This is a genomic window from Coleofasciculus sp. D1-CHI-01, assembly GCF_040218875.1.
Classification (GTDB): Bacteria; Cyanobacteriota; Cyanobacteriia; order Cyanobacteriales; family Coleofasciculaceae; genus Coleofasciculus.
Genome location: NZ_JAVJQP010000130.1, coordinates 1 through 26943, shown reverse-complemented (window position 1 = coordinate 26943; position 26943 = coordinate 1). Strand labels below are relative to the sequence as shown.

26 protein-coding genes are annotated in these 26943 nt (G+C 46.4%); 15 read left to right on the top strand and 11 right to left on the bottom strand.

Features of this window, described 5'->3' with window-relative positions:
- The first annotated feature begins 49 nt into the window (after positions 1 to 49).
- The 4 genes from RIB93_RS23245 to RIB93_RS23230 are packed head-to-tail and all read left to right on the top strand — an operon-like array spanning position 50 to position 2871.
- Positions 50 to 1111 (top strand): trypsin-like peptidase domain-containing protein, encoded by a 1062-nt coding sequence (locus tag RIB93_RS23245; protein WP_446376094.1) that lies wholly within the window; start codon positions 50 to 52, stop codon positions 1109 to 1111.
- Positions 1112 to 1118: 7 nt separating this feature from the next.
- Positions 1119 to 2399: a WD40 domain-containing protein gene (locus RIB93_RS23240; protein WP_446376092.1), complete on the top strand. Its 1281-nt coding sequence runs from the start codon at positions 1119 to 1121 to the stop codon at positions 2397 to 2399.
- A 15-nt stretch (positions 2400 to 2414) separates the two neighbouring features.
- Positions 2415 to 2744 carry an element excision factor XisI family protein gene (locus RIB93_RS23235; protein ID WP_446376090.1) on the top strand — a complete coding sequence of 110 codons (330 nt, stop codon included), beginning with the start codon at positions 2415 to 2417 and terminating at the stop codon, positions 2742 to 2744.
- On the top strand, positions 2731 to 2871 hold the full coding sequence (locus RIB93_RS23230) for a hypothetical protein (protein ID WP_446376088.1): 141 nt from the start codon (positions 2731 to 2733) through the stop codon (positions 2869 to 2871). The genes RIB93_RS23235 and RIB93_RS23230 overlap by 14 nt, the downstream gene beginning before the upstream one ends.
- Before the next feature lie 41 nt (positions 2872 to 2912).
- On the opposite strand, the gene RIB93_RS23225 is transcribed toward RIB93_RS23230, so the two are convergent.
- The 3 genes from RIB93_RS23225 to RIB93_RS23215 all read right to left on the bottom strand — a co-directional run bounded on the left by RIB93_RS23225 (position 2913) and on the right by RIB93_RS23215 (position 6045).
- The gene (locus RIB93_RS23225; protein WP_446376086.1) at positions 2913 to 3131 is read right to left on the bottom strand and encodes a hypothetical protein; all 219 of its coding nucleotides are present in this window, start codon (positions 3129 to 3131) and stop codon (positions 2913 to 2915) included.
- Between the two features lie 277 nt (positions 3132 to 3408).
- Positions 3409 to 4152, bottom strand: coding sequence for a Uma2 family endonuclease (locus tag RIB93_RS23220; protein WP_446376084.1), 744 nt, complete (start codon positions 4150 to 4152; stop codon positions 3409 to 3411).
- Positions 4153 to 4650: 498 nt separating this feature from the next.
- A complete protein-coding gene (locus RIB93_RS23215; protein ID WP_446376082.1) occupies positions 4651 to 6045 on the bottom strand; it encodes an efflux RND transporter periplasmic adaptor subunit in 1395 nt (464 codons plus the stop codon).
- Between the two features lie 53 nt (positions 6046 to 6098).
- Here RIB93_RS23215 and tadA point away from each other — a divergent pair, with 53 nt between their 5' ends.
- On the top strand, positions 6099 to 6659 hold the full coding sequence (gene tadA, locus RIB93_RS23210) for a tRNA adenosine(34) deaminase TadA (RefSeq protein ID WP_446376079.1): 561 nt from the start codon (positions 6099 to 6101) through the stop codon (positions 6657 to 6659).
- Positions 6660 to 6705: 46 nt separating this feature from the next.
- Entirely contained in the window at positions 6706 to 7467 is a 762-nt protein-coding gene (locus tag RIB93_RS23205) for a lysophospholipid acyltransferase family protein (protein WP_446376129.1), read from the top strand.
- A 352-nt stretch (positions 7468 to 7819) separates the two neighbouring features.
- On the opposite strand, the gene RIB93_RS23200 is transcribed toward RIB93_RS23205, so the two are convergent.
- The gene (locus RIB93_RS23200; protein ID WP_446376077.1) at positions 7820 to 8587 is read right to left on the bottom strand and encodes a tetratricopeptide repeat protein; all 768 of its coding nucleotides are present in this window, start codon (positions 8585 to 8587) and stop codon (positions 7820 to 7822) included.
- Here RIB93_RS23200 and ggt point away from each other — a divergent pair.
- Complete coding sequence (gene ggt, locus RIB93_RS23195) at positions 8586 to 10313, top strand: gamma-glutamyltransferase (RefSeq protein ID WP_446376075.1); 1728 nt, start codon at positions 8586 to 8588, stop codon at positions 10311 to 10313. The genes RIB93_RS23200 and ggt overlap by 2 nt on opposite strands.
- On the opposite strand, the gene RIB93_RS23190 is transcribed toward ggt, so the two are convergent.
- The 7 genes from RIB93_RS23190 to RIB93_RS23160 all read right to left on the bottom strand — a co-directional run bounded on the left by RIB93_RS23190 (position 10310) and on the right by RIB93_RS23160 (position 19889).
- Positions 10310 to 11167 carry a leucine-rich repeat domain-containing protein gene (locus RIB93_RS23190; protein ID WP_446376073.1) on the bottom strand — a complete coding sequence of 286 codons (858 nt, stop codon included), beginning with the start codon at positions 11165 to 11167 and terminating at the stop codon, positions 10310 to 10312. The two genes, ggt and RIB93_RS23190, sit on opposite strands and share 4 nt — an antisense overlap.
- A gap of 90 nt (positions 11168 to 11257) precedes the next feature.
- Positions 11258 to 11497, bottom strand: coding sequence for a hypothetical protein (locus RIB93_RS23185; RefSeq protein ID WP_446376071.1), 240 nt, complete (start codon positions 11495 to 11497; stop codon positions 11258 to 11260).
- A gap of 16 nt (positions 11498 to 11513) precedes the next feature.
- The gene (locus RIB93_RS23180; RefSeq protein WP_446376069.1) at positions 11514 to 12734 is read right to left on the bottom strand and encodes a YbjN domain-containing protein; all 1221 of its coding nucleotides are present in this window, start codon (positions 12732 to 12734) and stop codon (positions 11514 to 11516) included.
- A gap of 35 nt (positions 12735 to 12769) precedes the next feature.
- On the bottom strand, positions 12770 to 13468 hold the full coding sequence (locus RIB93_RS23175; protein WP_446376067.1) for a pentapeptide repeat-containing protein: 699 nt from the start codon (positions 13466 to 13468) through the stop codon (positions 12770 to 12772).
- Positions 13469 to 13481: 13 nt separating this feature from the next.
- Positions 13482 to 17966 (bottom strand): hypothetical protein, encoded by a 4485-nt coding sequence (locus RIB93_RS23170; RefSeq protein WP_446376065.1) that lies wholly within the window; start codon positions 17964 to 17966, stop codon positions 13482 to 13484.
- 204 nt (positions 17967 to 18170) lie between these two features.
- The gene (locus RIB93_RS23165) at positions 18171 to 19541 is read right to left on the bottom strand and encodes an ATP-binding protein (RefSeq protein WP_446376127.1); all 1371 of its coding nucleotides are present in this window, start codon (positions 19539 to 19541) and stop codon (positions 18171 to 18173) included.
- Positions 19542 to 19727: 186 nt separating this feature from the next.
- Positions 19728 to 19889 carry a CHASE2 domain-containing protein gene (locus tag RIB93_RS23160; protein WP_446376063.1) on the bottom strand — a complete coding sequence of 54 codons (162 nt, stop codon included), beginning with the start codon at positions 19887 to 19889 and terminating at the stop codon, positions 19728 to 19730.
- A 229-nt stretch (positions 19890 to 20118) separates the two neighbouring features.
- On the opposite strand from RIB93_RS23160, the gene RIB93_RS23155 reads away from it, so the two are divergent.
- The 8 genes from RIB93_RS23155 (at position 20119) to RIB93_RS23120 (ending at position 26530) form a co-directional block, all read left to right on the top strand.
- Positions 20119 to 21579, top strand: coding sequence for a RecQ family ATP-dependent DNA helicase (locus RIB93_RS23155; RefSeq protein ID WP_446376061.1), 1461 nt, complete (start codon positions 20119 to 20121; stop codon positions 21577 to 21579).
- On the top strand, positions 21551 to 21733 hold the full coding sequence (locus tag RIB93_RS23150; protein ID WP_446376059.1) for a hypothetical protein: 183 nt from the start codon (positions 21551 to 21553) through the stop codon (positions 21731 to 21733). The genes RIB93_RS23155 and RIB93_RS23150 overlap by 29 nt, the downstream gene beginning before the upstream one ends.
- A 164-nt stretch (positions 21734 to 21897) precedes the next feature.
- A complete protein-coding gene (locus tag RIB93_RS23145) occupies positions 21898 to 23592 on the top strand; it encodes a tetratricopeptide repeat protein (RefSeq protein WP_446376057.1) in 1695 nt (564 codons plus the stop codon).
- A gap of 74 nt (positions 23593 to 23666) precedes the next feature.
- The gene (locus RIB93_RS23140) at positions 23667 to 24575 is read left to right on the top strand and encodes a hypothetical protein (protein WP_446376055.1); all 909 of its coding nucleotides are present in this window, start codon (positions 23667 to 23669) and stop codon (positions 24573 to 24575) included.
- A 26-nt stretch (positions 24576 to 24601) separates the two neighbouring features.
- A complete protein-coding gene (locus tag RIB93_RS23135; protein ID WP_446376053.1) occupies positions 24602 to 24769 on the top strand; it encodes a hypothetical protein in 168 nt (55 codons plus the stop codon).
- 108 nt (positions 24770 to 24877) lie between these two features.
- Positions 24878 to 25744 carry a cytochrome c biogenesis protein CcdA gene (locus RIB93_RS23130; RefSeq protein WP_446376051.1) on the top strand — a complete coding sequence of 289 codons (867 nt, stop codon included), beginning with the start codon at positions 24878 to 24880 and terminating at the stop codon, positions 25742 to 25744.
- Positions 25745 to 25811: 67 nt separating this feature from the next.
- Positions 25812 to 26138, top strand: coding sequence for an ATP-dependent Clp protease adapter ClpS (clpS, locus tag RIB93_RS23125; RefSeq protein WP_446376049.1), 327 nt, complete (start codon positions 25812 to 25814; stop codon positions 26136 to 26138).
- Between the two features lie 92 nt (positions 26139 to 26230).
- Positions 26231 to 26530 (top strand): DUF2103 domain-containing protein, encoded by a 300-nt coding sequence (locus tag RIB93_RS23120; protein WP_446376047.1) that lies wholly within the window; start codon positions 26231 to 26233, stop codon positions 26528 to 26530.
- Positions 26531 to 26943: the final 413 nt, after the last annotated feature.

Sequence of the window (26943 nt, the reverse complement as noted above, 5' to 3'; positions counted from 1 at the left end):
CATCAACACATATACAATGTAGTAGTTTTCTTGCATAGGAATAGTAACTGTGACTGTTCAACTATCCCAGCCTGACTTTAACCGACTGACCTGCATTGTTCAGAATTTACCCGATTTTGCTAATGTACGCGATCGCAGACGCTTAGTTGCAGGGGCGTTGGAAGGTGTACCCCAGGTGGATGTAATCCTAGCACGGCTGGATTTGGATGGTACTCCGATGGGAGTCTCTGTGGAAGTGGTACGCTTCTTGTCACAGTTCGGACAGGTGGCTTACGGCAAAGAAGCTTTAAGCGTTTTCCTCAACTACATTCAGCCCTTTACTGGTGATGAAGATTCAGACTTTATTCTAGAGTTATTTCAAAAGTATCCCCTCGATGTTCCTGTTAGTCGCAGCCGCTTAATTGACCGTTGGCGGGGAACGAGTAGTGTGGCTGATGTACAGGAAAAGATTATTGGGGAAAATACTCTACGCCACATTTACCTTTTAAACTTGGCTCTTGAAGCATCGAAAGCTGTGGCGCATCTGCGTACTCCAATGGGTGCGGGTACAGGTTTTATGATTGCACCGGATTTATTGATGACGAACAATCATGTTATTGCCAGTCGGGAGCAAGCTGAACAGACTGAATATACCTTCAATTACCAACTAGATATTAACGGGAAGGAGTGCGAAATACAGACAACCCAGGCGTTACCGGGAGGTGCATTTTACACCAATATTGAATTAGACTATACAATTGTATCCCTCAAAGATTTGCCAGACTTTGGCAGTCCCCTTGTCCTCAAGAGTAAGCCAATGCGGAAAGACGATCGCGTAGCCATCATTCAGCATCCAGGTGGACATCTGAAGAAAATCTCGATGCAGAATAACTTTATCGCCTATGCTGATACCACCGTAGTGCAATATACCACCAGCACCTTACCAGGTTCTTCCGGTTCACCTGTGTTTGATGATGACTTTCAGGTGATTGCGATTCATCATAGTGGTGGGAGGTTAGTTGAGCCGGGAACGACGCAAAGTTACTTACGTAATGCAGGTACGAGTATGATGGCTGTGTTGAAGGATTTACAGACCAACGCGCCGGAGATTTATGCCCGTTTACCGAGATAGTTGAGTGATGGCAATTAGTAGCAAGACAGTTCATAAAATATTGCTTCTGCTCAGACCTCATTTACAAGAGGAGAAGGAACGTAAAGGGTATTTGATTAGAGCATTAGGCATCAGAACTGATGTGTTGAACTTGGTTTGGAATCAACCTGTCAATATTTTTATTCCGAATATGGTGCAGGAATTGGTAAGGTTTGGTGAAATTGAACCAGGTAAACCTTCCCTTTGTGCTTTATTAGAAGTGATTCGTGAAGATGTGGGTGTAAATGTACAGTCAGACATAGACGAATTGCTACTTCAGGTTAACAAAGAACTGAAAACACCAGAATCAAATTTTTCCTGGAAAGGTGTACAGACTCTCAAGGGACATTCAGAGTTAGTTCGCTCTGTGGCAATTAGTCCTAGTGGTCAGATACTTGCTAGTAGCAGTAATGATCAAACGATCAAGCTGTGGAATTTGCCGACTGGAAAACTCCTTTACACCTTGGCGGGACACTCCAGTATGGTTACATCTGTTGCCTTCAGTCCGGATGGAAAAACCCTGGCTAGTGCCAGTAACTTGGCAGTTGGAGACGGTAACATCAAATTGTGGGATGTCGAAACAGGAACGCTACAGCAAACACTTGATAAAGGATTGCTCAATTTACGTGTTAGCTGTGTCACCTTTAGCCCAGACGGAAATACTCTGGCTAGCGGAAACATTGATGCCACAATTAAACTATGGCAATTGAACAGTGGTAAATTGCAAAATACTCTCAAAGGACATGGGTGGGATGTCAATTCAGTTGCCTTTAGCCGTAATGGGAAAATCCTGGTGAGTGGAGGTTTGGATGGTGCCATCAAGATATGGAATTGGCGTACAGGGGAATTACTACACACCCTGAATCGACCCTCACCGTCAGATATAATTGGTTCCTTGGTATCTTGGTTTGATTCCTCTGTTGGAGTAATTTGGTCTGTGGCTATTAGTCCTGATGGACAAATAATTGCGAGTGGTGGTTCCGAGCAACCCATCATGTTATGGAATTCTGATCGGGGGAAATTGGTGCGTACTCTTACAGAACATTCAGGAAAAGTTTATTCGGTTACATTTAGCCCCAACGGGAAGTTACTTGCCAGTGGTGGTGATGACAATACGCTGAGGATTTGGAATTATCAGACAGGTGAATTGCTTCAAACATTAGAGCATTTAAGTCCAGTTTATTGTGTTACCTTCAGTCCTGATGGACAGACATTAGTCAGTGGTAGCGTAGATAGTACTATTAAGGTTTGGCGCATACATGATAGTTAGGTAATGGCAATAAATATGGAAAGATTAAATTATCCGGAACTGGTGCAAACAATCCTTAAGACGCACTTTGCCCAACTTCAAGATGACGCAACTGAAGTTCAGTTAATTCTTGATAGAGAACGCAATCATTACTTAATAATGCTCGTGGGTTGGCATAACCAACGACGAGAGTATGGCTGCCTAATTCACATTGATATCAAGGATAACAAAATTTGGATTCAGAGTGATGGAACAGAAGTAGGAGTTGCTAACGAATTGGTTGAAGCTGGAGTGCCACAACAGGATATTGTTTTAGCGTTTAAATCTCCCTTCAAGCGACAATTTACCGACTATGCCGTTTGCTAACCGCAATAAACGCACCCAAACGCCTACTGACTATAGCATTATCCTGGAAAATCAAACGATGAATCATCAAACCCGCTCCCTTTGGCAGAAATTCCTTTGCCATTCCATCGCTGCTTCTGGAGTATAAAAATCACCCACACTCACAGGTAATTCCACGATTTTACCCTGCTAAAATTGCCCGAATAAATCCCCCAGTTTAGCTGATATATGTTGATTAAACCTAAAAAACTTACAGGAATTAATATCTCCACCAATAACCGTAAATGATTCTTGTTCAGGATGCTCAACCGTAAAAGTAAATTGCTGGCGATTATCACCAATCACCATCAGAACTTTAAATTCATTTGTTCCTTTTACAGGCTGAATGGAAAGTAAACTGGTTTTCATCGGTTTTTCTCTAGGTAAATGCCTCGTGTATTCCAATCATTTACAGTTGTCAAGGTGCGTTACGCTTCGCTAACACACCCTACTGGACTGACACAGCTAAAATTGTGGAATAGATTTTATCATTGAATCGGGCGCAAGTCTTTGCGCCCCTACAGTTTCCGGGCGTAATTCTAATTCATCAAATAAGGTGTGCCACGCCACTACGGGGTAAGACTTTGAACCCGTTTTAACGGGTTTAAGCTTTGAGCCAGAACTTTAGTTCATGGCTTAAGTCTTTTCAAACTTCATCCGGATCAATGCCCATTTCTCGTAAACGTTCAGCCAGTTGTTCGGCTCGTTGTTGAGCTTGTTCAGCCTGCTGTTGAGCTTGTTCAGCTTGTTGTTGAGCTTGCGCCGCTTCTTCTTCAGGAGTGAGTAACAACTCTCCTGCTAATGTCGCCCAACGCAGCCAGGTTGTTTGAATATCTTTATAGGAACCTTGCCAACGCACTAAGGCTAAACCTAATACTTGGCTGACAAATCGCCCTTGTTCATCCAAGTTCTTATGTTGATACACGCCACCTTGTAAACTAAATCCCGCCCAATCTTCTGAATCAAAGGGATTGTACCAAAAATATTCCGGAACTCTCACTTTGTCTTGGTAAATTTGTTTCTTTTCGGTTTTATCTTTGGTGGCTGTACTATCAGAAATTAATTCAATCACAACATCCGGTGCTTTGCCTTCATCCCACACAACCCAGCTAAGTCGTTCCCCTTTGGGAACTCCCAAAACGACAAAGACATCAGAACCGCGAAAGTCTTGGTTTTTGATTTGAGCTGCACTGAAATAGAGGAACATATTACCGCCAACATAGCCATCCTCTCGTTGAGCTAACCAGGCGACGAGAGTATCCCTAAGTATTTGCATTTGCAGAAAATGTCGCTGAGTTTCCATGGGAATATCGTCATCACAGGGTAAGTCATACTGGGTTGGCGGTAGAGCTAAATTAACAGGAGCCGATTCAATCGTGGTTTGAGACATGGTTTTTTCTTAATATTGCGCCTATTTTCTTAACTGTAACGCCTGTGATTAGGCTATTTAAGAGATTGAGGGAAAAACCTATTCAGATTGGATTGTGTTTTCAAACAAGTTGTGTTAAGGGAATAGCCCCGACATCCGCCCGAAGCCCGGAGTTCAAACTCCGGGCTAATAGCTCAAGTCCACTAAAGTGGACTAATATAGCAGTACCATCGTTTCAGGTGTTTTTATTCACACGATGCTATATAAGGCGAACATCGTGTGCCTGGGAACCCGTTTATCGGGATATATGGAACGAAATTTCCATAGAATCTTCCTTCTAGAAGAAGGAAGATTGTCAAGGTGTTTAACCGGACATGATGATCAATACTCCCGTTAGAAATTAGTCCGCGTAGGCGGACTTTGTTTGTGTAGCAGCGATTTCAATCGCCGTGGTTTATGGGGTTACTCTCCGAGAAGGCTTCGCCTACGTTTCTGAATCCAACCTACAAAGAGCCTTCTCTAACTTACTGATAAAATACTCAAACGCACCGTATCGCCATCTTTTAACGGCACATCACTGCGAACGACAAACCGTTCCCCTGGCTTTAAACCGGATACAATAGCCACTCTACCCTTAGCGCGATCGCTTATTTCTACTTGACGCGCCTTAACGGTAGATTCACCCCCATTTTCAACCACGACAAATACCGTTGCTTTCTCTGACGTTTTATTCGTTTTCGCCGTCTGAGTCTCTCCACGCCCTGACTCTCCGCCAACCTCCAACGCTGTTTGCGGAACCACCACTTGGGCTTGGGTATTTGGGGTGAAGCTAACTCGGGCTAAAAGTCCACTCCCAATTTGACGATTCGGGTTGGGAATGGTGACTTCTACAGGAATTTGTAAGGCTTCACTATCTGCTGCTGGCGAAATTCGGGTCACTTTTCCGGAAAACGATTCATTGGCAAGTGCATCTAAATGAACCGTTACCGATTGTCCCACCTGAATATCCGCTAATTCTCGATCTGAAACCCGAACTTCCACTTTTACCTGAGAGAAATCCCCTAACTTCAGCAGTTCACTTCCCGGTGTCACCAAATTCCCCGATTCGGTGACTCTTTCTAATACCACACCGTTAATCGGGGAGGCGAGTAACGCATAGGATTGACGTTCCTTATTTTCAGCCAAAATAGCTTGCTGCGCCTTAACTCGTTCTTGTGCAGCAGCGACAGCTTGTTGTTCGGTGCGAATTTGTTTGAGGGCGGCTTGCAGGTTTTGTTGGGCGGTGGCGGCGGCGGTTTGGGCTAATTCGGCTTCTTGTCGAGAAATAGCGCCTTCTTGTGCCAGATTTTGGAGTCGTGTCGCATCAACTTTAGCTTGCTGCAATTCTAACCGGGCTTGTTCTGCCCTGGCTTGGGCATTTCCTACCTGGGTTTGGGCGCGGGCGACTTCTGATTTGAGGGCGGCGAGTTCAGCTTGGGCTTCGGTTACAGCCGTTTGTAACAAAGCGTCATCAATCTGGGCTAAAATTTGTCCTTGTTGTACTCGATCGCCAATATCAACCCCTAGATTCAACACTCGCCCTTCGATTTGAGATCGCAGGGAGACATCCCGTAGGGGTTGAGTGTTACCTTTATACTCTATGGGTTCTACCACCCATCCCGTTTCTGCGATCGCGACATCTACGGCTGTACTGGTTTTCTCTTCTGCACCAGGGGGTTTGGGTTGCGCCCCAGCTTCTGTCTTGGGATTAATGCCACATCCAGTGAGAGACGGTACAAGTAAAATAATCCACAGCACCAGAAAACCCAAATAGTTAGGGCTTGCTGAATAACTATTGTGGTGAGGAGAAGCTGAGGGAGCCGCAGACGCTGAATGACTCAATTGATTCGGAGAGTACACGCTTTTAGTTCCCATTAGGGTAAAGTCGCCAAGGGGTATTTTAAAGTTTCTTCATATATCTACTCTAAATGTTACCGCCTATTAATCATGTTGCCTATCAAAAGCATCGCTACTGGATGAACAGGTCCCTCGCGATCGCAAAATCTGCGGGGGAAGCTGGGGAAGTCCCCGTTGGTGCAGTGATTATTGATAATCAGGATAACCTCATCGCTACCGGAGAAAATCGGCGAGAACGCGATCGCGATCCTACCGCCCATGCGGAAATCCTCGCCCTACGTGCAGCCGGACAAGCCTTAAATACCTGGCATTTAAACACCTGCACCCTTTATGTCACCTTAGAACCCTGCGCCATGTGTGCTGGGGCGATTATCTTGGCGCGGCTAGGGTTGCTGGTGTATGGTGCAGATGACCCCAAAACTGGCACAATCCGCACCGTTGCTAATAGTCCTGATAGCGCTTACTCCAACCATCGCTTACCCGTCTTAGCTGGAATTATGGAAACCGAATGTCGAGAGTATCTGAAATCCTGGTTTGCCCAACGACGCCAGCGCGATCTACAATCAACGCTTAACCATGACATTACTAGAACTGTCCCTTCAGTAGACGACAGGGGTAGTCAGACCTCATAAGGTAAAAGTGGAGAGTCGAAACACAGCAAAAACCGAATCCCTTATGATGCAACTCCAATCCCGTGAACAGAACCAAACTTCCTCAACCTTGGACAAGCCTGATTCAAAGACGGTCAATTCCGCCAAAATAGTTCCCGTTAACTCCAGTGTTTCCCATTGGTTAACATCAATCCTCTATCCGTTGGGGCGTCGTATCCTCATGCCCCTTTATTTTGGGCGGCTGCAAGTGACGGGACAAGACAACATTCCCCAAACCGGTCCAGTTATTCTAGCACCCACCCATCGATCGCGTTGGGATGGGTTAACCATGGCTTATGCGGCTGGGAAACCTGTCACAGGAAGGGATTTGCGGTTTATGGTGTCGCAAGATGAAATGAAAGGATTACAAGGCTGGTTTATCCGCCGCCTGGGTGGGTTTCCGGTGAATACGAAACACCCGGGAATCAGCAGTATCCGGCATAGTGTCGAACTCCTGCGTCGTGGCGAAGCCTTGGTGATGTTTCCCGAAGGGAATATTTTTCGTCTTGGTGAGGTTAATCCACTTAAACCTGGTATGGCACGAATTGCCCTGCAAGCCGAATCCAATCAACCCGGTTTGGGATTAAAAATTGTACCCGTTAGCATCCGTTATAGTGAACCTGTTCCTCAATGGGGTTCTGATATTGACGTTCAGATTGGATCTGCTTTAGATGTCGCCAAGTATTGCAACCAGTCGGCTAAAAAAGGCGCTCAACAGCTAACCACGGATCTGGAAATAGCACTGAAACAAGTTGATCAAAAGTTGGAAGTAATCAAAGAAGCTGTTTAAGTTGGTGGGAAAAATTAAAGTTATCGGTGGGAATTGTCATTCGTCAGGCTTAAATTTCCGGCTGGCGCTGTACTATAGGTTGATGTGAATAGTCCTCCCCCTGGGGTTAGAGTTAAATTCGGGGTAACAATAGAGATTGAACTTCCAGGTATTTCCCAGTAGGGTGAGGATGATCCCTGGACGCTTCATAATTCGGTTATTTGGGTTGGACTTGAGAGTATATTAAGCGGTAGGGTGTGCGATCAGCTTTGCTGGTGCGCTTCGCGCGATCGCGCTTTTTCTTAGGAATGGCTGAAATGCTGTCCCAAACAGGGATTGGTGTTTTGGGCTGTGGGAGGCGATCGCAATGATCCTAATCTATGCCAATTTCTCGTTTAATTGCTTCAGATTGCTCAAAGAATTCTCTAGCTTTCTGTTCTTGTCCCATGGCGCGGTAAGTTAACCCTAAACCGTAAAGGGATTTAAATTCGCCAAATTTATCACCAATTTGTTGGAAAATGGATAAAGATTCTTGATTAAATTCTACGGCTTTCTCGTATTGATTAATTTGGGTATAAGCCATTCCCAAATTACCGAGGGTTTGAGCTTCGCCTCGTCTATCCCCAATTTCTTGAAAGATGGTTGACGACTTCTGATACAATTCAATAGCTTTCTCGTATTGAGAAGTTTTGGCATAAATTATTCCCAAACCCATGAGGGAATTTGCCAAACCTTTTATATCCTCAATTTCCTGAAAAATAGACAATGACTGCTGATATAAATCAATTGATTTATCGTACTGAGAGAGATGGCTGTAAGCTACTCCCAAATTGACGAGAACACCAGCCAAACCTTGTCTGTTGCCAATTTGCTGATAGAGGGTTAAAGATTGTTGATAAAAATCAATCGATTTCTCATACTGAGAGAGATTGCTATAAGCTAGTCCCAAATTATTGAGGGAACGAGCTATACCTCTTTTATCCCCAATTTCTTGATAGATAGGCAAAGATTGTTGAAAAAAATCAATGGCTTTATCATACTCAGAGAGATTGCTGTAAGCTTCTCCCAAACCTATGAGGGAAGCAGTGACACTTTGTCCATCGCCCAAGAAGAAAATCCTGCTATTGATTATCGCATCCATGGTTGCAGCCGTTGGATTGGATATGGCGATCGCACGGAGCGTCTATCATCCCTTAAACTACCTCTATGGGATACTTAGTTGGACGAGTTGTCGGCTGTTTCCCTGTTATCCCCAACCAACGGAAGCGGTGAAGGGGGAACGGGGGATGGTGGTGACGGCGCACAAGGAAGCGTCGCGGGTGGGACAAGAAATTTTACTGTCGGGGGGAAATGCGATTGATGCTGCGGTGGGGGTGGGGTACGCCTTGGCTGTGGTTCATCCCTGTTGTGGGAATATTGGCGGGGGTGGGTTAGGAGTGATTCAGCCAGCTTCAGGGGAAGCGGTGTTTCTCAATTTCCGGGAAACTGCGCCACTGGCGGCGTCGGCGGATATGTATTTGGATGGTTCTGGGGAGGTGAAGACTAAGTTAAGTACCCAGGGATATCTGGCGGTAGGGGTTCCGGGAACTGTGGCGGGTTTGGATAGGGCATTATCTGAGTATGGTACGATGAACCGTCAACAGGTGATGGCGGGGGCGATTCGGTTGGCGCGGGAGGGGTTTATTCTGTCACCGGGGGATGTGGAACGGTTGCAGCGTCAGACTAAGGTGTTTTCTCAACAGGAGACTGTGGCGGCGATTTTTTTGGATGGGGGGGAAGCCTTTCAGGTGAGGGAACGGTTGGTCCAGGAGGAGTTGGCTGAAACGTTGGGTGCGATCGCGCGATCGGGTGCTTCGGTATTTTATCAGGGTAGAATAGCTCAGGCGATCGTGCAAGCGAGTCAGGAGAATGGCGGGATTCTCACCTTAGAGGATTTTACTCGGTATCGGGTGCGTCAGGAAACCCCCTTGCGCTGTTTTTATCGGGGGTATGAAGTGGTAACCGCGCCACCGCCGGGAGGGGGAGTGACGGTGTGTCAGATGTTGAACGTGTTGGCGGGGTATCCTCTGAGGGAGTGGGGATGGGGTTCGGTGGAGAGTCTGCATTCCTTTTTGTCTGCGGCGCTATTTGCGTATCGGGATCGGAATCAGGTTTTGGGTGATCCGGATTTTGTCGAGATTCCCGTTAAGCGCCTGTTGAGTCAAGGGTATGCGGCGCAGATACGGGAACAAATAGGGGAGAGGGCGCTGAATCCCCAGGCGTTGCAGATGCAGGATATGCCTCAAGGCACCCATACGACGCACTATTCTATTGTGGATCAGTTTGGCAATGCGGTGGCGGTTACCTATACGATTAATTCCCTGTTTGGCGCTAAGGTGATGGCAAAGGATACGGGGTTTTTTCTGAATAATCAGATGAATGATTTTACGGTGAAGCTGGGGGAGGGGAATCAGTTTGGTTTGGTTCAGGGGAAGGCGAATCAAATTGAACCGGGGAAGCAACCGTTGAGTTCGATGAGTCCGACAATTGTTAAGAAAGATGATCAGGTGGTGTTGGTGACGGGTTCCCCTGGGGGGGCGACGATTCCGACTACGGTGGTGCAGGTGATTACGAATTGGATTGATTATGAGTTGGATATCGCGGCGGCGGTGAATGCGCCGCGTGTTCATTATCAGGGATTACCGAATTGGGTGCTGACGGAACCCTTTGCGGTGGAGGGAGATGGGGTTTGGAGGTTGTGGGAGAAGGGATATCGGGTGATTCCGTTTGTGAGTTGGGGTGCGGCGGAGTCGATTCAGGTTGAATCGGGGGGGGTTTGGGGGGTGAATGATAGGCGGCGAGTGACGGGGGAAGCAATGGGGTATTAAATTGGACTATTTTTCCTAAAAAGATGTCCCGATAAATACAAGATATCTCCTATAGGATTTCCCAATAAATCCAGTCTCGTCAACTTCGTGAGTTTAGTCAGAGATTCCGGTATGTTTCTTATCTGATTATTTGATAAATCCAGAAATCTCAAATTTGTGAGTTGAGTGAGACATTCTGGAACCTGTCTTATTTGATTATTCGATAATTTCAGCGTCATTAAGTTAATCATTTGGGTAATTGATTCGGGTATCTCTCGGATTTGATTATTATTTAAACCCAGCAACCTTAAGTTAGGAAGATGAGTAATAGATGCAGGTATTTCTTTTATCTGATTATTATCTAAGTGTAGGGATGTCATTTCCTTGAAGTTGTCGATATCTTTAACTATTTTTATATTTTTTATTTGATTGTTATGTAAAGATAGACCTTGTAATTTAGTTAATCTGGTAATATATTCAGGTATTTCTTGAATTTGGTTATCTGACAAATCAAGGATTCTTAACCATTTAATTTTGCTCAGAAATTCTGGTATCTGTTCTATTTTATTTTTTGCCAAACATATCATTCTTATTTTTGCTAATTTTTCACCATGTTTTTGCATATTTTTTATTTGATTATTGCCTAAATTAATATCCCACAAATGAGTCAATTGAATAATGCAGTCCGGTATCTCGGTTAGCTGATTATCCGATAGGTTCAGTCTCTGAAGCTTACTAATTTTAGTAATACAGTCGGGGATTTCTGTCAAAGCTTTACTGGATAAATCGAGTGATGTTACTTTTGCTTGAGCAGCTTGATTAATGATTTCGATGACTTCTGTATGATTGTTTTGAATTTGTGTATATTTTGACATTTTAATCGCCTTTTTATCTGTATTTTAAGCTATTCGGTACATTCTATCTGTTCATTGCTGAGACTAAAACGTTTGTATCAATAATAACTTTCATTGTCCCTGGCGATAGGCTTCTATTTCGGCGGCAATTTCGGCTTCGGTCATTGGGTTATCGGCGTGTAAGGCTTGGGTCTGTTTTAATAAGGTTTGCAATTGTTCGACTAAGGGTGTTCTGGGGTTATCTTCGGCGAGGATAATGACTTCGACTCGCTGTCCGGGTTGAAAGGGTAAGTCGGATAAGATAAGTTGTTTTGGGTCTTCAAGGGTGATATATTTTTTGTATGCATTCATGGCTTTACTTTAAAGTTTAGTCTGTCTTAGCTTCTATCTGCGCGATCGCTTCTGCTGGTGACATTTTCCCAGATATGACGGACGTAATCCCAGGTAGATATTGATCCATCATCATGACATTGGTGTAAACTAACTGTTTAATTATTTCCGAACTAATATCATTATTTTTCACGTCAATACTGGTTTTGTAACGAACTTCACCGTCATCAAAATTTAACTCAAAGTTGCCGATAATCATGCCATAATTGGCTCTAGAGAGAAACTCTCCTACAGCCCGACGTTTAGGTTTTGGAACTTTGGCAGGACAAACGGAGTAAAAGACAAATTGCTTCTGTTGTTCTCTGGCTTGGGCATAGCAGTCACATTTTCCATTTTTTCCCTCGAAGGCTAGGTGTAATGCTGATTGTCCTTTTATCTGGGCAAACGACCAATTGTCTTCTTTGAAGAAGTTTACAATTGACTGAAAAAGTGATTGTGTCGATGGAGTATCTTGAGGCTTTGCCTTGGGAGGTTCTTTTGGTGGCGGTGGGGTAGTGTTTTGATTGGAGCTTTCAGGAATATTTTCTGCCAAGTTTCTCAAAAAATTAGTAACTGCCCCAATTGATTTAGTGGTAATTTCTTTGGTAGCCGTGTCCAGACCGAAACCTGTTAAATCTTGGAAGAGGTTAGTGATACTCTCAGATATTTCTTCTTTAGAAGAACTGGCGACAGATAGTCCCAAAAGACTAAAGTGAGACCATAAGGTGCGATAGCCTACCTCTCCTGACTTTTGAAATTGTTTGACTGACAAGGCTAACCAATTCTCAGTAGCTAGAAGGGGGTTTGGAGAGTTGTCATTATTAGACGATTCAGTTTTAACCGTTTCTGATTCTCCCGATTTCTGCTGCTGGGATTGGTTTAAAAGGTAGGCTGCGGCTTCCGAAGCATTGGTAGCGTGTTTGAGGAGGTGGGGTAGCAAGTCGGGTTTAAGACTGGCTTCGATTTGGATATCGGGTGAGGGTTGAAAGTCGCCGCCAGTGGGGGAAATCCGCACAAAGGGATTGAGATTGAATAAGGCGTTAGTTTCAATGCGTTGATAGAGACTTAGGTTAACTAGAAAGATGAGACGACACTCAATAATTTCGTTTTCTTTTTTAGTTAGTGTTAGGTTTACTGCACGCACAGTTAAGGATGAGTTTAAGGAGTCATACAAGATTAGTTGGATATCTGTTTGATGATTTTCTGTTTTTGTGACCATGCATCATTATCCCTGAACCAAATTGACTTTTTCTCTTAAATCAGCATTGCTTCAAGTTCATTCACTGGCATCTTCTGGCTACCATCGCCCGCAGCACTAATATCGATCCAGTCTCCTAGTAAATTTGTTACGGTAGCAACAGATCCTTTAATTCCGAATAAGCTAGAAGCATGTAAGGAAACCTCTTCAAGAAGCCCTCCTGAAAAGTTGGCAGAACGCAAGTCGCAGTACAATAACTTAGTTCTTTGTAGCCTAGCATTCTCCCAGTTACTTTCCTGCATTTTGCAACGGACGAACTCAGATCTGGTTGCGTTAACATCAATCAAAGTGGCTTTTGTCAGGGTGACTTCATACCATTGGCACTTGATTAACACCCCATGTTGCAGGAGTGCAGCATATAAATTTACATTTCGCATAAAACTGCTGCTTAATTCTGCACTCGTTAGATTAGCCCCACTCAAATCAACATTTTCCCAATTGGATAGATGCATATAGGTTTGGGCTAAGTTAGAGCCATTCAACTGTACGTTAGTTAGCTGTGCAAAAGCCAAATCTGAACCAGACAGATTGGCATTACGTAAATCCACATTGTCTAATTTGAGACTTGCTAGCTGGCGATTCTGTAAATTAGCACCACTTAGATTGAGATTCTTTAAAACTAGAGGTTTTCCTTCTCGTTGACCTGATTGATGCCAGCGCTCATGCTGATCAAGAAGTCGATTTAGTTTATCCATACTTAATTCTATATTACTGTGTTGGCACTGCCTCTGAGGTAGATTCACGTTCTCCTTGGTCAGGTATCACAGGAGGTGGAACATTCGCAAAAGGTGGTACTGGCTGCACGCGGGTAGGCAGTTGCGGCACAATGTCAGCATGTCCTCGATTAATTAGCTCATTAGCTAACCGTTGCATCAGATTGCGGAATTGGGGTTCGGACAAAGAACCTTCACGATCAATCAGAATGTTTCTACCACTGACTAGATCATCGGCGATGGTTTCTGGTCCGGAACGGCCGCTCTTGACATCCCATACGGTGTTACTAGAGTCCACAAATTCACCACCAACTTCACTGCGCCTGATCGGACCATCTACAACACCTTCTCGCTCCGCTAATAGCCCAAGACGTGCTTCGTTAACCCCTTGATCTTCAATCAAACCTTGATGATCCATATCGTAGGCGAGTCGTTTTTCACGGGGCGTTGCTTCGTCCCACCACTTCTGATTACGTGGATCTCGAATTCTGTTTTCTGCGTTAGTGATACGCTCATCAAACGACTGCTCGTATTGTTGTTGTCCTCTCTGACGATTACGCCACTCTCTGAGTCGTTGCATATAATCGGCTTGAGATTCCCCCTCACCTCGTTGGGGTCTCGCTCCAGGACCCGGCTCTTCAGGTGCGGCAGGTGCTTTCCGCCCAAGGCGTTCCCTTACCCACTCTTGCATATTTCGGACGCCCTGGCGTAGACCAGTATAGAGTTCTACCCCAACACTCCTCATCCCTCTCCAAGCACTAGGTAGTGCATTTCGCCATCCCACCCAGCCTCTTGGCATACCAGTGGGACGTATATATGCACCGCCAGGTGGACCTTTAATGGCAGCTCGCGCACCAAAAATTAACATTACGGCTGTGAACAATCCAGTTGTGCCACGATAGGTTTGTTCACCAGCACTTAGCTCTTGACCCGTTACGATATCTTCTCCTGTAACCCCCTCAATAATCCCTGTAATTCCTGTGGTGTCCATAACTGCCAAGCCAATTTTCTCCCATGGACTGGCATCGGCTAATTCTTCTTGAGTGAATCGGTGATACAGCGAAGCCCCTAATCCCACCAGCAGTAGGATAGCACCTGCAACCATGATTGCAGTCCAGGCTGTTAGGACTACGCCAAAGGCAGCCGCAATAGCTGCTACTACCAATGCCACAACGACCAGAATAACGAGTCCAACAACGATGTCCCCAATGGCTCGTAATAACCCAGAGAACCAAGACTCGTCGGCTTGTTCAGCAGCTTCCTCAACTCGGTCTTCTAGAGGATCAGTTAATGGCTTCTTAGCTTCTTCTATACTCTTGTCCGTAGCTGGTGTGATTTCAGTTCGGAATTGCTCGGTGATACCTAGAACTTCGCTACGAGCTTGTTCTATAGCCTGGTCAATTTCAGCTAACGCCTCATCGATCAAACCCTGCTGTCTAGTGGTTAATTGCTCGATAATACTCTGAGCTTGTTCGCTACGGGTTTGGAGTGTTTGCTCAATCGCGCTGGTTGCCTGTTCCTGTACTTGGTCAGCACTTTGCTGGGCTTTTGCCGTAAGTTGGCTAGCTTGCGTGTCAAAAGATGTCACAATTTCCGTCATCTGCTGACTGGCAGCTACCACAGAGGTATTGAGCTGTTCGCGACCCGCTGTACTGGTTTCAATGAGCGAACTCCGCGCTGCCTCAACTACCTCAACAACACCTGGTAGGTAGGGTTCTTCTTCAGCAGAGATAACAGTGCTTGCTTGATCTCCTGTACGCTCAATGGTAGTGACTAAAGCATTAGCAGCAGCATCTATCTCACCTGATGTTTGTTGAGACAGGGTTTGAATCTGCCCGATTGCCGTTTGACCTGCCACACGTATTTGAGGGATAGCTTTGGCTTCAGCTACATCAAGTGCCTTCAAATCAACTTGTAGCCGATTATCTATCGTCTGCAAGGTCATGTCTCGACCTTGTTGCAAATTATTGATGGTTTTCGTTACTGATTCGCGCAGCGCTGGAACAATACTGGTTCTGACCTGTTCGATTTCAGCGTTAATCTTATTGCCATACTCGGGATAACGAGCCGAAAACTCCGCAGCGCGTGATTGTAAATCTTGCGAAATCCCAGGCTTTTTCTCACGGATATCAGTAGCACTTTCGGCGGCTACCTCTTTGGCAGCGGCTCGTTGTTTCGGAGCGGGATCTTCACTTCCAGGATGGCGACTAGCTTCAGCTTCACCAACTTGTACGGCTTGACCCGCAGCATTATCAAGTTCACTGTTAGCTCGATTTGACTCTTGCTGGGCAATAATCTGTGGCTGTTGGCTCTCTTGTTCAATGAAAGCAGAAAAATCGTTTTGTCGCTGGGTAAGTTGAGCCTCAATGTCAGCAATGCGCGTTTCTGTATCAGCCTCAACCTGAGTAATTTCTTGAGCGACTTGTGCCTCTAAGGCGGCTTTTTGCTGTTCGGCATTACCCATCAGGTTCGAGCGGGCTGTTCCATAGGACTCCCTAATGGTGCTGATCTGCGTCTCTATCTTGGACTGAATAGCAGCGATTTGTGCTTGAGCCTGGGCAGCAATTTCCGCCTTCTGAGCTTGGGTATCATTTTGAACTACTGCTTTGTGCTGCTCAACATCGGCTTGCAATCCATTGAGCAACTGCTGAGACTCCGCTTGGTCTTGCTCTGGCGTCTGACCCGACTCAAAGACTTCTTGAAACTCTTCAAACGTAAGTTCCCGTTCTGGAATCTGCTGGCGCAATGCATCTGGGGATGGGGAAGGTATCGGGGGAGTACCAGCCTCAGCTCCTGCAACCTGTCCCTCTGATACTGCTCCACCTGGTTCATGTCCTTTTTCAGCCGTAGGCTGGACACCTTCTTCTGGTGTAGGTGCTGCTGCTTCAGATGATGTATTTTCAGATGGTGTTGGGGTTGCGTCAACTTCTGCTAGTTGCTGCATCGCCGCCTCTGCTTCAGATGTACCGTTGGATACATCATTAGTATCAGAAGGAGATGCCTTGCCAGCGGCTTCCTGCTTTACTTCTTCTGGGTGAGAAGGTTTTGCTGTTGGCGTGGGTAGCGAGGATGGCACAGGCTCTGGCGTTTCTGTAGGGGTCTCACTTGACGTAAGTACCGCAGGACCTCCTCCAGTTTTCTCCACCTTTACCCCAGGCTGAGCTGCTGCTGAGGCTAGCTCTTGATTCATTAGGGACTGATCTGAGTCAGACTCCGCTTCAGAGGAGGTTTTGGGAGAATCTGCGGTTTCAAGAGGTTGACTTGTCGTCTCATCTCCTACTGTTTCAGCTACTGATGGTTTTTCTCCACTGGTTTCTCCCGGAACAACTGTTTTGACTGTAGTGACTGTTCCGTTTTCACCAATAACTTCTGTAGGCTGTAGAGACTGAGCCTTATTCTGAGAATATTCAGTGGTGGGGTCAGAGATTTTTTTAGCTTGAAGCGGTTGAACTTCCTCTTCCAACTCCATCAGTTGTAGTTGCTGTACCTTATTTTCGGCAAGTTCGGCAACGTTACTGGTAAGTTTCTTCGTCTGAAGCGGTTGAACTTCCTCTTCTAAATCAGAAGGCTGTAGGGACAGTCCCTTATTTTCGGAAAATTCGGGAGTGTTATGGGTAAGTTTCTTCGCCTGAACAGTTTCTCCTTCCCCCTCTTGTGTCTGAAACAGGTTATCCTGCTTGTTATCAATCAACTTCGGCTGAATCGCACTACCACTCTGAATCCCAGCGTCCGGTAGCGACTGATTCCCCAGAAGTCCATCGTCTGATTGCTGCTTTCCTTCTACTTCCCTGTTACTTTCTTCTAGCTGACTAAATTGCTGAACCTTAAACTGATTCAACCCATTAAGTACAAAATTGGTTCTCTCTCCCAAGAGCGGTTGATATTGAGGCTCGCTACCACTCTGAGACAGTTTCCTCTGAATCGGTGATTGCTTTGTTCCTGGAGTATTAACCGGAATTTTGAGCCAGTTAGAACTTAAACGAGATGCTCTTTCCTTTTGAGCTTGTAAATCCGGTATTTGGGATTGCTGCTTTCCGTTTTCTGCTTCCTCCTGCTCAGGAGGGGTGACACCTTCTCCCTCTACCTCTGTGTCAGGAGATTCCTGATTCGGTGATGCAGCAGCGGAAGACAGTTCCTCCTTTTGCTCAATAGTCTCTTCTTCTTGTTCTGAAGTTGTCTCGACTTCTGGCACTTCCGGCTTTTGAGAGTTATTGTCTAACTCTCCATTAGCAGGTTGTTTCTGAACAGGTTGCGGAGGTGGTGTGGCTGGTACATTAACTGGGACATTCAGACCGTTATAGCCAACAAAGGCTGTCTGTTCCAGTTTCTGTTGAAGAAACGCCTTTTGTTCTTCGGGCGACCGTCGCACAACGGGTTGCGGCGGCTTAGGCATTTTGAAGCGACGCCGCTGCAATGGATTGGGCGCTGGCGTCCGATTCGATGAGAGCTTGTTTTTGCGGATGGGTTCTCGATAAGACATTGCCAGAAGCTCCCAATCAACGCTGGTCTTTCCTGTCCCTAATTTATCCTGCCGATGAAGTGCATCAGGGATTGTCAGAATAAATCATTCTCAATTTTACCCCCTTAAACGCGATCGCTCTTTTCTTATTGGGGAAAACTTAACAAACTGCAATCTCTTCAAGTTGTCTGAGTGCTTACTTAAACATCAAGCAAGCGCCCTCACTCACTCCCTCTCCCCCTCAAACACCAACTGACTTTTAGGAAAAACCACCTCCAACTCCGTATACTCTCCCACCTGAGACTTCACCCCAATCGCCCCCTGATACTTATGTACTAACTCATAGACAATATACAACCCTAACCCCGAACCCTCCCCCATCGGCTTCGTCGTCACCAACGGTTCAAACAAGCGCTTCTGCATCGACTCACTTATCCCTATCCCATTATCCCAAACCCGCCAAATCACCGACTCATTTTCCTCAACACCTCGACTTCGCTCGGTGTTAACCCACTCAATCCGAATCTGGGGGATGTAACCAGAAGCTGGGGAAGCATCAAACTCCTCCAACCCCTCCCGCTTACACCGCACCGCATACACAGCATTATCCAGTAAATTTGTCAATACCCGCAACACCAACAACGGCACCTTCACCGGAACCCCATCCCACTCCCCCAATCGCCACTCTATCTCAATCCCCTCATCCTGGGGACAAGCCAACTTCACCGCCAACTCCACAATCATCCCCACCGTCGCCCTCGCCAAACTCTGGGGTAACTCCCCCTGGGGAACCGGAAGCAACGTCGCCACCAACCCATTCGCCCGATTTAACTCCTGTTTCGCCTTCTCTATCTGCTCCTCCCATTTGCACACCACCTCCTCTCCCTTCCCCTCGCGCCATTGCTGAGTTAACAGGGTTAAAATCTCCAACCGATTTCCCAGCGCCCAGAGGGGATTTTTCATCTCATGGGATAAATTTCCCACCAACGAACTCATCGCCGTAAGTTTCTCTTGCTGAATTAACTGATTTTGCGTCGTTTGCAGTTGAATCAACGCCTCCTCTAAATGCTGCGTCTTCTGATTCACCTGCGCCACCAATAAACAGTTATACTCCTGCAACTCCTGAATATAAAAATACAGCACTCCCCACACCCCCATTAGCCCAATTCCCACCAACGCCGCCCCCGACGGTATCCAGATATCCAGCAAAAACGCTGTATATGTCACCCCCACCAAAACACCACTTAAACCCATCCCCCCGATTAACGCCATCATCAACGTCAACCCCGGATAACGCCCCCGTCGCCAGCGTCGTATCCAGAGATACTCCAAACTCACCCACAGCCAAATCCAGCCATATTCCCACAGTTGCGCCACCCCCCGAATTCCTCCAGCTTCCAAGAGCGCCGCCTGAATAATCTGACTCGTCAACAGCGCCTGAATCTCCACCCCATACATGGGTTTGGGTGTAGTTACCTGATAGTGAGAAAAGGGCGTATAAAACCTATCCCGTAGCGACGGCGCGTAAGCCCCAATCAACACCACCTTATCCTGAAACCGTTGCCCAGAAACCCGCCCCTGTAGCACATCCATCAGCGAAAGGTTATCGGTGGGGAGGGCGGGTTTTGTTGATAGGTTATCGGTGAGTGGCTAGGTTTAGTGGCTAAACCCGCCCCTACAAGTCCACCAGAAGACGTTCCACGGTCAGACGTTCCACCGGAACGTCTCTACGAGTTTCCCCATAATTAACCGGAACATCGCGAAACAAACTTAACCCTACCACTACGGGATTAAGACCAGAATCTGACTGAGTACCTGTGCCAAAAGGCGATCGCTTATCGGATAATGGTCTAAGTCCTGGATATCCGCCTCGGTTATCCCTACAATCACTATATAATCGCTATAGGCGGTGAGAAGCGCTTCCGGACTAACCTTTATTGACATACAAAAAAATCATTAACCTTAAACAAAAATTAAGTTTTATTGATGTGACTTTAAGGATAGTTTTAATAAAAACTTTGAGCAAACTTGATAAGATTAGCTGGAAACAGGCTTATGCTAGGGTAGTGATTGACTAGGGAATCCTAACCGATTGTTCCCTTCGTCCATCGTTAAAGACAAATAAGCATCAGGTTCAGATATCTACAACTGTCCCTAACATCTCTACATACCCATGAGCATGACCGAAACCACATCCTGGAACGATGTCCGCATCGCCTTTAAAAAAATATGGGGATATGATAATTTCCGTCCGCCTCAAGGTGAGATTATCCGCAGTATTTTGGAAGGGCGAGATGCACTGATTGTGTTACCCACAGGTGGGGGAAAATCGATTTGTTTTCAACTTCCCGCCCTATTACAAACCGGATTAACCTTGGTGATTTCCCCATTAGTTGCTCTAATGGAAAATCAGGTACAAGAATTACGCGATCGCAACTTACCCGCCGCCCTGTTACATAGTCAATTAACCCCGCAACAACGGCGAAAAACCCTGAAAGCCCTGGAAAACCAGGAACTCCGATTACTCTACCTCTCTCCAGAAACCCTCTTAAGTGCGCCCGTTTGGGAACGACTCTCTCAGCCGAATCTGAAAATTAATGGATTAATTCTCGATGAGGCACATTGTCTGGTTCAATGGGGTGATACCTTTCGACCCGCGTATCGACGGCTAGGCGCAGTACGACCCACCCTACTCAAATCTAAACCACCCGGCAGCCAAATCCCGATCGCGGCATTTACGGCGACGGCTGATCCCATCGCCCAAGACACCATCAACAAGGTGTTGCAATTAGAACACCCCCAAGCCTTTTTAATCAGTCCCTATCGCCACAATCTCAACCTAGACGTGCAAATCGTCTGGACACCACGGGGACGCCGCCAGAAGATGTTACGCTTCATCCAAGCCAGAAATCGGCAATCAGGGTTAGTTTATGTACGTTCGCGGCGAGATGGCGAGGAATTAGCCCAATGGTTTAGGGAACGGGGATATGCGACAGCCGCCTATCACGGGGGGTTGAGTTCTCAACAACGGCGAGAGATTGAACAGAGTTGGCTGAGTGGCAAAACTCAATTTGTGGTGTGTACCTGCGCCTTTGGGATGGGAATCAATAAGCCCAATGTGCGTTGGGTGGTACATTTTCAGCCCCCCCAATTATTATCAGAATATATCCAAGAAGTGGGTCGCGGTGGACGAGATGGCAAACCCGCAGATGCGCTGACGTTGATCAGTGAGCCAACGGGGTGGTTAAATTCAGAAGATAAGCAAAAGCGTCAATTTTTTGTCGATCAGATGCGATCGCAATACCAACAGGCACAACGCTTAGTCAAAAAGCTACCCGAACAAGGGAATGTCGCCACTGTCAGCCAACAATTTCGCCAGGGTGAAGTCGCATTAGCCCTGCTGCACAGTGCTGAACAATTGGAATGGCAAGATCCCTTTCATTATCACAAACACCCATCCCCCGATTCCCGCGCTTTGGCTAACTTAAGTTCTCACCAAGTCCAAGTACAGAAACTGATGACACAATACCTGACAACCCGTCAATGTCGTTGGCAGTTTTTATTAAAAGCGTTTGGGTTTAAAAAGGAGGCGATGGGATTAAAATGTGGACATTGTGATAATTGTCGGAAATAGAGAGTTGGGAGATGGGGGAGCTGGGGAAGCTGGGGAAGCAGGGGAAGCTGGGGGAGATGGGGGAGCTGGGGAAGCTGGGGGAGCTGGGGAAGCTGGGGGAGCCGGGGAAGCAGGGGAAGCTGGGGAAGCAGGGGAAGCAGAGACGTTCCGATAAAACATCTTTTGTAGGGGCGGGTTTTACCACTAACGTGTCATTTTCACCCTGATATAACTAAACCCGCCCCAACCTCACCGTTCAATTATCACAAATAACAAATGACAAATGACGAATGACGAATGACGAATGACGAATGACAAATGACAAATGACAAATGACAAATGACAAATGACAAAATTATTTCTATTGTTCTAAGTACCTTTTTATGGGTAACTGTATCCTATCCCCAGAGTCTAAACGCTCAAGGTGAAGAGGGATTACAGTTACAAGATTTTAGTTACTGGGCTAACCTCTGTGCTTCCCAAAAAGAGGCTAAAAACTATGAAGAAGCCCTAGAAGCCTGTGATCAAGCGATCGCGTTAAATCCTAATGAACCTCAAGCCTGGATTGATCGAGGTGATATTCAACGGGCATTAGATAATTATGCCGAAGCCGCCGCCTCTTATGGGCAAGTCATTCGCCTGGAACCCAGACATTCTGAAGCCTGGGCAAAGCGCTGCGCGGCGCACATCCAATTGGCAAACTATGAAGCCGCAATCACTGACTGTGAAACAGCGTTGCAACTTGATGAAAATTGGAATCAGGTGACACGAGCTTATGCACTGTATCATCAAGGGTTAGCTCTTTGGGGACAAGCAGAACCAGAAAAAGCTCTATTTTCCTTGGATTTAGCGGTTCAAAGTAATCCCAATTATTCCCTGGCTTGGGCGCAACGGTGTTTGTTATTGTCCCAATTTGATCAGACGTATGATGCCCTCAATTCCTGTGAACGGGCATTACAAGTGAATGGGGATTGGGGAAATCGGACTCCTGCGATCGCGTGGACGAATCGTGGTAAAATTCTGGCTCAGTTGGGACGGTATGACGCCGCCCTAGAGTCTTATGATCAAGCCCTGGCGATTGACCCCAAGGATGCAACCGCTTGGACGGAACAAGGTAAAGTTTTATTAATTATTGGTCAACCGGGTGAAGCGTTAACCTCTCAGGAATGGGCGCTGAAAATTCGTCCCGATTATTCGTTAGCTTTAGCCAATCAATGTGCCACCCTGAACCAACTGAGTGAATACGAGGATGCTTTAGCCGCCTGTGATCAAGCGATTCAAGAGGGAGATGGGCGCTGGGGAGAAGAAGGGGCGGCGTATGCGTGGAGTCATCGGGCGGATGCGCTGACGGGTAATGGTCGATTTCAAGAGGCGTTGGCATCGGCTAATCGGGCGGTAGCACTCAATCCTGACTATGCTGATCCTTGGAGTAGTCGGGGGGCGACGCTGTGGTTTATGGGGCGGTTTGAAGAGGCGCTAGGGGCGACAGGACAGGCGATTAATATTAACCCCAATTCCTCGAAGGCTTGGTTTAACTATGCCCGAATTCTCACCACATTGGGACAGTATAATGAAGCCCGTGCTGCTTATCAACGGGCGCTGTTAGGGGATGCGAATGTAGGCAATATTCTGACTCTGGCAGAGATTTGGGTGAATCTGAGTGGCTTAGATTTCCGTCTAGAACGCTATCAAGAGGCGATCACCGCAGCCGAACGAGCAATTGGCATTAATCCGGATTCGGCAGCAGCATGGTATAATAGGGGGCTATCACTCATGGCATTAAATCAATACCGTGATGCCGTAGTGACTTATAATCGTGCGATCGCGATCGATGCAGAGAATGCTGATTTTTGGGCTGGAAAAGGCATTGCGCTGCGGTTTTTAGAGCAATATCCTCAAGCTTTGGAAGCCTTGCAAACCGCATTAGAATTGAATCCATCTCATCCGCAAGCATTGGTCAATCAAGAGTTTGTCATGCAAAAGTTACAAACTCCTAATGGGATGGAAGCTTTGCCAAATTCAGGGGTTAGGTAAAATCGAAAAATCTAGGTGCTAATGCTTCTCCCCTACGAATGCGTGATTTCCTATCCCTTACCTTAACCCTAACCATGCAACGTTCAAGAATCCATCTACCCCTGCTTTACCCAACAATAACCGCAACACTACTGGCTTTGGCGACGGGGTGTTCTCAAGTTGAATCGCCTCCACCCACAGCACAACCGAACACGCCAGCAACACCGATTCCCGCGTCTCCTACATCTGTTTCATCCCCAGCCACTTCGCCGGAACCTGATCCCTTTTCCCAAGCCCTGGATACCGCGATGAGTGCAGCGACAATTACACAATCGGCTGTATCCCCGGATGACTGGAATCTAGTTGTTAATCGCTGGCAAGAAGCGATCGCACTTTTGGAAAAAACGCCATCATCTCATCCGAAAAAGCAACTGGCAAGCCAAAAAATAGACCAGTATCAGCGCAACTTAGCTTACGCCAAAGAACAATCGGTCAAACGTTCTCAACCTAAACCATCTCCCAAAATTATCGTGGCATCCCAGCCATCCGTAACCACTTCCTCCTCTCAACCCCAGACTCAATCCCCTCAGCCGCCTGCAACGACTCCATCCTCTCAACCCCAGGCTCAATCCCCTCAGTCGCCTGCAACGACTCCATCCTCTCAACCCCAGGCTCAATCCCCTCAACCCAGACAATCTCCAGCAATTTCGGCAAACGTCGCTCTAGCCCAACATCTGCAACAGATTGGTGCCAAAATGTATGAAGCCTACTGGTGTTCTGTTTGTCGCTGGCAAGAAAAACAGTTTGGACCCGAAGCTTATGCTTACGTTGCAACGATTGAGTGCGATCCCCGTGGCAAAAATGCTCAACCTGAACTCTGTCGTCAAGCCAAAATTCGAGCCTTTCCGACGTGGGAAATTAATGGTCAATTTTATCGGGGAGGAATGCAGTTAGAACAACTGGCTAATTTGTCAGGATATTCAGGTTCCCGTGACTTTAAATAACGGTGGCTGTGTCTAAATAAGGGCGGGTGCAAGTTGTTCGTTCAGTTATTGGTGGGGAGGCGGGTTTTGTTGTTCAGTTATCGGTGGGGAGGGCGGGTTTTGTTGTTCAGTTATTGGTGGGGAGGGCGGGTTTTGTTGTTCAGTTATTGATGACTAGGGCGGGTTTTGTTGTTCAGTTATTGGTGACTAGCTGAATTGATTCCCTAAACCCGCCCCTACAATTGATTCCCTAAACCCGCCCCTACAATTGATTCCCTAAACCCGCATTGACAATCTTTAACTTTACTTGTGTCCACCCACTTATGAAACATTCTAAACCGTTAGCGGCATACTCTGCCCAACGCCACCGTTCTAAATTTCTCTTGCCTGGATTAGTCTTTGGCGCAACGGTGATTCTGATTTTAGCGGTTAGCCAATCTTGGCAAAGTCCTTTGGGGGAAACACTGACGAATTTTGCCTTCGAGGTTGGCAATAACTATCGACAATGGTTTGAGCAACAACGTACTGATAATCCCTTGATTTTACTGGCTTTGTCCTTTGCTGGAGGATTAATCGCTAGTATTTCTCCCTGTATTTTATCCCTACTACCTGTAAATCTGAGTTACATTGGCACCCGTGAAATTACCTCGCGCCGGGATGCTTTGGTCAAAGCGGGGTTATTTGTCCTGGGAGTGGTAACCATGCTGAGTCTGTTTGGTTTATTTTCCTCTTGGGCAGGGGCTATACTGATTCAATTCCGGGGCTATGTACAGATTGTTGTCGGTGTCGTGATTATCCTTATGGGGTTGATGCTGTTGGGGATAATACGCCTACCCTTACCTCAGACGGGTTTTAACGGTGCGATCGCAGGACCCTATGGTGTTGGCGTAACCTTTGCCTTGGTGAGTTCTCCCTGCACCAGCCCCGTCATGTTTGCCGTTCTCACGGCGGGTGCAGCAACAGGTTCCCCGATTCAGAGTACCTTGGCAATGGTGTGTTATGCCTTGGGTTACACGGCGATCATTTTTTTCGCCAGTCTCTTCACCAGTTTGGTCAAACAAACCCGTTTTTTGTTGGGCTACTCTGACGCAATTATTCGGTTTGGCAGTATTGTGCTTTTGCTAATCGGCGGATTTTATCTGGTTGATGGCTTTCTCTGGTGGACTTCCGTGATGAATATGATTAACTGATGTAAAACTGCGGTAAACTAGAATAATACGTTTTTGAATTTTTTAGCAGAATTTTGTTACAAGCCCTATGACTGTGGTAATTTCAGCAGCTCGTTCAGCGACATCTGCTGCACCAACTCAAGCTCCTGAAAAATCGCGTCAAGTTACCCGCAAGCCTTATCCTAACTATAAGGTTATTGTTCTGGATGATGATTTCAACACCTTTCAGCACGTCCATGACTGCTTGGTGAAGTATATTCCTGGAATGAGCAGCGATTACGCTTGGAAACTGACGAATCAGGTTCACTTTGAAGGTCAAGCCATTGTTTGGGTTGGTCCTGAGGAACAAGCTGAACTCTATCACCAACAGCTAAGTCGGGCTGGATTAACCATGGCTCCCCTGGAGGCGGCGTAAATGTAGAGACGTAGCCTGCTACGTCTGGGAGAGGGGGTAATGATTTTGCACAAAACTGATCGACATGCAATTTAGATAGACAAAAATATATCATGGGTAAGTCCAATGGCGGTAGACTGGTTTGGAATCACTCAACTCACTTACCCGGGTTGATTCCGGTTCTAGAACGTCTCACTAGCTATACTGGGATTCAAACGATTACGCCGGCTGTCATTGGACGGGCGAGAAGTCATCGTCCTCGCTTAGAGTTAAAAGTGTCTGTACCCATTCGCGGTGGACATAAGATTATAGCTCGCTCTGGTAAAACATTTCAAGAAGTGTTTATTGTTACTGAGTTGAGTAAGCGAGAATTAGAAGGTGCGATCGCGCAAGCATTGAAAAAGAAAAAGTAATCAGTCGGGCTTGTTGAATAAGTAGGGTTTGGCGAGTTTTTCAGTAAGCCCTCAGAAATAAGCATACCCTCGAAGATCGTGAAAGATTAATTGTAGGGGCGGGTTTAGCCGTTTCATTGTGATACCTACCGATAACCTCTCAACAAAACCCGCCCTCCGTCATATCATCAAAGGTCAATTGTAGGGGCGGGTTTAGCCGTTTCATTGTGATACCTACCGATAACTTCTCAACAAAACCCGCCCCGACAATTTACCTTTGATGATATGACGGAGGGCGGGGTTTGTTGAGAGGTTATAGGTAGGTATCACAATGAAACGGCTAAACCCGCCCCAACAATTGAACTTTGATGATATGACGGAGGGCGGGTTTAGTTGAGAGGTTCTGGGTAGGTATGACAATGAAACGGCTAAAG

What these genes read in the sequence shown, in the direction of transcription:
- RIB93_RS23240 (WP_446376092.1), top strand. Translation starts at nt 1,119, where the DNA reads ATGGCAATTAGTAGCAAGACAGTTCATAAAATATTGCTTCTGCTCAGA.
- RIB93_RS23235 (WP_446376090.1), top strand. Translation starts at nt 2,415, where the DNA reads ATGGAAAGATTAAATTATCCGGAACTGGTGCAAACAATCCTTAAGACG.
- RIB93_RS23230 (WP_446376088.1), top strand. Translation starts at nt 2,731, where the DNA reads ATGCCGTTTGCTAACCGCAATAAACGCACCCAAACGCCTACTGACTAT.
- RIB93_RS23225 (WP_446376086.1), bottom strand. Translation starts at nt 3,131, where the DNA reads ATGAAAACCAGTTTACTTTCCATTCAGCCTGTAAAAGGAACAAATGAA.
- RIB93_RS23220 (WP_446376084.1), bottom strand. Translation starts at nt 4,152, where the DNA reads ATGTCTCAAACCACGATTGAATCGGCTCCTGTTAATTTAGCTCTACCG.
- RIB93_RS23215 (WP_446376082.1), bottom strand. Translation starts at nt 6,045, where the DNA reads ATGGGAACTAAAAGCGTGTACTCTCCGAATCAATTGAGTCATTCAGCG.
- tadA (WP_446376079.1), top strand. Translation starts at nt 6,099, where the DNA reads ATGTTACCGCCTATTAATCATGTTGCCTATCAAAAGCATCGCTACTGG.
- RIB93_RS23205 (WP_446376129.1), top strand. Translation starts at nt 6,706, where the DNA reads ATGCAACTCCAATCCCGTGAACAGAACCAAACTTCCTCAACCTTGGAC.
- ggt (WP_446376075.1), top strand. Translation starts at nt 8,586, where the DNA reads ATGGTTGCAGCCGTTGGATTGGATATGGCGATCGCACGGAGCGTCTAT.
- RIB93_RS23200 (WP_446376077.1), bottom strand. Translation starts at nt 8,587, where the DNA reads ATGGATGCGATAATCAATAGCAGGATTTTCTTCTTGGGCGATGGACAA.
- RIB93_RS23190 (WP_446376073.1), bottom strand. Translation starts at nt 11,167, where the DNA reads ATGTCAAAATATACACAAATTCAAAACAATCATACAGAAGTCATCGAA.
- RIB93_RS23185 (WP_446376071.1), bottom strand. Translation starts at nt 11,497, where the DNA reads ATGAATGCATACAAAAAATATATCACCCTTGAAGACCCAAAACAACTT.
- RIB93_RS23180 (WP_446376069.1), bottom strand. Translation starts at nt 12,734, where the DNA reads ATGGTCACAAAAACAGAAAATCATCAAACAGATATCCAACTAATCTTG.
- RIB93_RS23175 (WP_446376067.1), bottom strand. Translation starts at nt 13,468, where the DNA reads ATGGATAAACTAAATCGACTTCTTGATCAGCATGAGCGCTGGCATCAA.
- RIB93_RS23170 (WP_446376065.1), bottom strand. Translation starts at nt 17,966, where the DNA reads ATGTCTTATCGAGAACCCATCCGCAAAAACAAGCTCTCATCGAATCGG.
- RIB93_RS23160 (WP_446376063.1), bottom strand. Translation starts at nt 19,889, where the DNA reads ATGTCAATAAAGGTTAGTCCGGAAGCGCTTCTCACCGCCTATAGCGAT.
- RIB93_RS23155 (WP_446376061.1), top strand. Translation starts at nt 20,119, where the DNA reads ATGAGCATGACCGAAACCACATCCTGGAACGATGTCCGCATCGCCTTT.
- RIB93_RS23145 (WP_446376057.1), top strand. Translation starts at nt 21,898, where the DNA reads ATGACAAATGACAAAATTATTTCTATTGTTCTAAGTACCTTTTTATGG.
- RIB93_RS23140 (WP_446376055.1), top strand. Translation starts at nt 23,667, where the DNA reads ATGCAACGTTCAAGAATCCATCTACCCCTGCTTTACCCAACAATAACC.
- RIB93_RS23130 (WP_446376051.1), top strand. Translation starts at nt 24,878, where the DNA reads ATGAAACATTCTAAACCGTTAGCGGCATACTCTGCCCAACGCCACCGT.
- clpS (WP_446376049.1), top strand. Translation starts at nt 25,812, where the DNA reads ATGACTGTGGTAATTTCAGCAGCTCGTTCAGCGACATCTGCTGCACCA.
- RIB93_RS23120 (WP_446376047.1), top strand. Translation starts at nt 26,231, where the DNA reads ATGGGTAAGTCCAATGGCGGTAGACTGGTTTGGAATCACTCAACTCAC.